Raw genomic sequence first — 4126 nt, 5'->3', positions numbered from 1 at the left:
GGCCGCGGGGCTCGGCCGGCGGCTGGAGAGCCGCAAGCAGACCGCCTTCGCCGCGCAGGGCAACACGACGATCGCCGTGGTCGCCACCGACGCCGCGCTCTCGAAGGCCGACGCGCAGCGCATGGCGACCGCCGCGCAGGACGGCATCGCGCGTGCGGTGGTCCCGGCGCACACGCCGAACGATGGAGATCTCGTCTTCGGTGTGGCGACCGGCGCACGGCCGCTGGAGACACCGGAGGTCGACAGGCTGACGATCGGCCACGCGGCGGCGCTCTGCCTCTCGCGGGCCATCGCGCGGGCCGTCTATCATGCCACGCCCGAAGCGGGCGACCTGCTGCCCTGCTGGCGGGATCCGTCCCGACAGGCATGACGCGCAGGATGTCCTCGGGCGGCGGGCGCGTCACGCACCCGACGACTCACCGCATGAGGAGCGTGCCCGTCACGCCCCCGTGTCAGACCAGCACGCCGCCGTCGCTGTCGTCACCCGCCTCCTCCATGAGGCGGTTGAAGTCGGGCACCGTGACGTGCCGCTTGCCCTGCAACTCGATCACGCCGTCGCGCTTGAGCGCCGACATCTGCCGGCTCACCGTCTCGAGCGTCAGGCCGAGGTAATCTGCCATGGCTTCGCGCGTGAGCGGCAGGTCGAAGACCAGCGGCCCATACGTGCCCTGAAGCTGCAGCGCCGCGTCGCGCCGCGCGATGATCGACAGGAGCGAGGCGATCTTCTCGCGCGCGGTCTTGCGACCGAGCACCAGCATCCACTCCCGTGCCGCGTCCAGCTCGTCGAGTGTCATCTCGAGGAGGCGGTGCGCGATGTGCGGCGTGCGCTCGATCATGGATTCGAACGGTTTCTTCCGGAAGCAGCACATCACCACGTCGGTCGTCGCGACGACATTGTAGGCCGAGGTCGTCCGCCCCGGCCGGCCGATGAAGTCCGACGGCAGCATCAGGCCCACCATCTGGGTGCGCCCGTCCTCCATCGTCTGACTCAGCGTCGCGATCCCCGACACCACGGAGCCCACGAAATCCATCCGGTCACCGGACCAGACGATCGTCTGCCCGGCCTGGAAGGTTCGGTAGTATTTCATATCCTCCAGCTTCGACAGCTCGTCGCCGTCGCAGCGCGCGCAGACCGCCCGGTGCCGGATGGGACAATCCGAACAGTTCTGCGAGAGGGAGGACATCGGTTCATTCAGCATGGAATGCCTTCTTTTCGCATGTTGATCTGGGTCAAAGCCCTTACGCTCCCTCGTGTCTAATCCTAGTGACATGGTAAGCAGAAAACAACTCGCAAAGCTCGGACTCTTTGACGCGAAGGTGCCGCGTTACACGAGCTATCCGACCGCACCCCACTTCGGCGGCGGCGTGGATTCGGGCGTTTTCTCGGATTGGATCGGTGCGGTGCCCGCCGATTCGCAGATCTCGCTCTACATCCATGTGCCGTTCTGCCGCAGGCTCTGCTGGTTCTGCGCCTGTCGGACACAGGGCACGCAGAGCGACGCGCCGGTGGCGGCCTACCTCGAGGTGCTGAAGGCCGAGCTGGCGATGCTTCGCGACCGCCTCGCGCCGGGCGTGACGATTCGACGGCTGCACTGGGGCGGCGGGACGCCCACCCTCCTGACGCCCGAGATGATGACCGCGCTCGCCGAGGCCACGGCCGAGGTCGCGCCCTTTTCCGAGCGTTACGAGTTCTCGGTCGAAATCGATCCCAACGAGATCGACGCGCCCCGCCTCGACGCGCTCGCCGCGGCGGGGATGAACCGTGCCTCGATCGGGGTGCAGGATTTCAACCCCGACATCCAGAGCACGATCGGCCGGATCCAGGGGTTCGACGTCACGCGCGACGCCGTGGACATGATCCGCGCGCGCGGGGTGGAAAGCCTCAACGCCGACATCCTTTTCGGCCTGCCGCACCAGACCGGCGAACGGATCACCGAAACGGTGCAGAAGCTCCTGTCGCTGTCGCCGGATCGCGTCGCCCTCTACGGCTACGCGCACGTCCCCTGGATGGCCAAGCGCCAGCAGATGATCCCCTCCGACGCGCTGCCGACGCCCGAGGAACGGCTCGCGCTCTTCGACGTGGCGCGCCGCCTCTTCGCCTGGGACGGCTACGACGAGATCGGCATCGATCACTTCGCCCGCCCCGACGACGGGCTCAGCGTCGCCGCCCGCACCGGGCATCTGCGCCGCAACTTCCAGGGCTACACCGACGACACCGCAGAGGCGCTGATCGGTGTCGGCGCCTCCTCGATCTCGCGGTTCCCGCAGGGCTACGCGCAGAACGCGCCGGCCACCTCCGCGCACACCGAGGCGATCCGCGGGGGGCGCTTCTCGACCGCGCGCGGGCACATCCTGTCGCAGGAGGACCTCTGGCGCGGGCGGGTGATCGAGGCGCTGATGTGCGACTTCCGCGTCGAGGCCGACGAGATCGCGCGCGACTACGGGGTGCCCCGCGAGCGGATGATGGAGATGTTCCGCGCCGCCGACCGCGACTTCGACGGGCTGCTGGAGGTCAACGAAACGGGCCTCGCGATCCCGGGGCCGGCGCGGCCGCTCACGCGGATCATCGCGCGGGCCTTCGACGTCTACGAACTGGACAAGGCGGGGCACTCCCCGGCGATCTGAGGCGCGTGCGCCGGGGCGCATCCCGCGACGAGGCCCGCAAGGGCCGAGGAGCGCGCGCAGGGGGGCCGATGCGTGTCGCCACGTTCAACATGCAGAACCTGCGCCTGCGCCACGGCCACTTCGACGGCGCGCGCGACGCCGACGTGGACACGGGGCCCGACGCGGCCCGCCACGACACCGACGACCGCCGCCTCGGCGCACGGCTGATCGCGGAGGCGGCACCGGACGTCCTCGCCCTGCAGGAGGTCTTCGACCGCGCGGCGCTCGACGCCTTTCACGACCGGCTCCTCGCGCCGCTCGGCGGCCCGCGCTATCCGCACCGCGTCTGCCGCCCCGGCAACGACGGGCGGGGACAGGACGTCGCGTTGATGAGCCGCCGGCCGCTGGCGGAGGTGGAAAGCCACGCCGCGCTGACCCCGTCGGACATCGGCCTCGAGACGCCGCGCTGGATGACCCCGGGGCGGCCGGTCTTTCGCCGCGACTGCCTGACCGCGCGGGCCGGGCCTCTCACGCTTTTCGTCTGCCATTTCAAGGCGCCCTACCCCCGCGCGCGCAAGGCCTGGAAGGTGCGTCGGCTCGAGGCCGAGGCGGTGCGCCGGCTGATCGAGGCGCGCTTTCCAGACCCGGCCGCGGCGCTCTGGCTGGTGCTCGGCGACCTGAACGAGCCCGCGGCCGGGGAGGCGCCCGCCATCGCGCCGCTCCTGCCGCCGTTCTCGGTCGACCTTCTGGGTCGCCTGCCGCCGGGCGAGCGGTGGTCGTGGCACGATTCGGTCTCGGGCGGCTACGGGCGGCCCGATGCGCTCCTCGCCTCACCCGCGCTCGCCGGGCGCTTTCCGGGGGCGCGCCCGCGCCTCCATCGCGCCGGCCTCGGCCGCGAGGCGCAGCGCCACGCCGGGCACCGGTTCGAGGGCACCGGCTGGCACCGCCCCCATGCGAGCGATCACGCGCTCCTCGCGGTGGAGTTTCCGGGGCTCTGAGCGGCCCCGCGACGCCTCAGGCCACGCGCCCCGGAGGGTCGAAGGCTGCAGCGAGAAGCTTGCGCGTGTAGGGCGCGCGCGGGCGCTCGAAGACGGCCTCGGAGGGGCCGTGTTCGACGACGTCGCCGTCCTGCATCACCATGACCTGATGCGCCATGGCGCGCACCACGCGCAGGTCGTGGCTGATGAAGAGATAGGCCATGCCGTGGCGCGCCTGCAGGTCGCGCAGCAGGTCCACGATCTGCACCTGCACCGTCATGTCGAGCGCCGAGGTCGGCTCATCCAGCACCAGCAGCTTCGGCCGCAGGATCATCGCGCGCGCGATGGCGATGCGCTGGCGCTGGCCACCGGAGAACTCGTGCGGGTAGCGGTCCATGGTGGCCGGGTCGAGGCCCACCTCGGCCATCACCTCGGCCACCAGATCACGTTCGTTGCGGCCCTTTTCGCGCATCCCGTGCACGCCGAGCCCCTCGGCGATGACCTGGTGACAGGTCATGCGGGGGCTGAGCGAGCCGTAGGGATCC

The 4126-nt window shown here is 70.7% G+C and carries 5 protein-coding genes; 3 read left to right on the top strand and 2 right to left on the bottom strand.

Going from position 1 to position 4126, the window contains the following annotated elements:
- Positions 1–370 (top strand): P1 family peptidase (locus tag ACESL7_RS13730; protein WP_372893876.1); only part of this gene is annotated, 370 nt, incomplete at its 5' end.
- 82 nt (positions 371–452) lie between these two features.
- Here ACESL7_RS13730 and fnrL read toward each other — a convergent pair.
- Positions 453–1199, bottom strand: a complete 747-nt coding sequence (gene fnrL, locus ACESL7_RS13725; RefSeq protein WP_372893875.1) for a transcriptional regulator FnrL — start codon at positions 1197–1199, stop codon at positions 453–455.
- 70 nt (positions 1200–1269) lie between these two features.
- Here fnrL and hemN point away from each other — a divergent pair, with 70 nt between their 5' ends.
- Both hemN and ACESL7_RS13715 read left to right on the top strand, forming a co-directional pair.
- Positions 1270–2625 carry an oxygen-independent coproporphyrinogen III oxidase gene (gene hemN / locus ACESL7_RS13720; protein ID WP_372893874.1) on the top strand — a complete coding sequence of 452 codons (1356 nt, stop codon included), beginning with the start codon at positions 1270–1272 and terminating at the stop codon, positions 2623–2625.
- A gap of 68 nt (positions 2626–2693) precedes the next feature.
- Positions 2694–3602, top strand: coding sequence for an endonuclease/exonuclease/phosphatase family protein (locus ACESL7_RS13715; protein WP_372893873.1), 909 nt, complete (start codon positions 2694–2696; stop codon positions 3600–3602).
- A gap of 16 nt (positions 3603–3618) precedes the next feature.
- On the opposite strand, the gene ACESL7_RS13710 is transcribed toward ACESL7_RS13715, so the two are convergent.
- The coding region (locus tag ACESL7_RS13710) for an ATP-binding cassette domain-containing protein (protein ID WP_372893872.1) at positions 3619–4126 on the bottom strand (508 nt) is incomplete at its 5' end.

Origin of the sequence: Rhodosalinus sp., assembly GCF_041685465.1 — a bacterium.
Taxonomy (GTDB): domain Bacteria; phylum Pseudomonadota; class Alphaproteobacteria; order Rhodobacterales; family Rhodobacteraceae; genus Rhodosalinus.
This window is presented reverse-complemented; position numbering and strand designations above follow the sequence as displayed.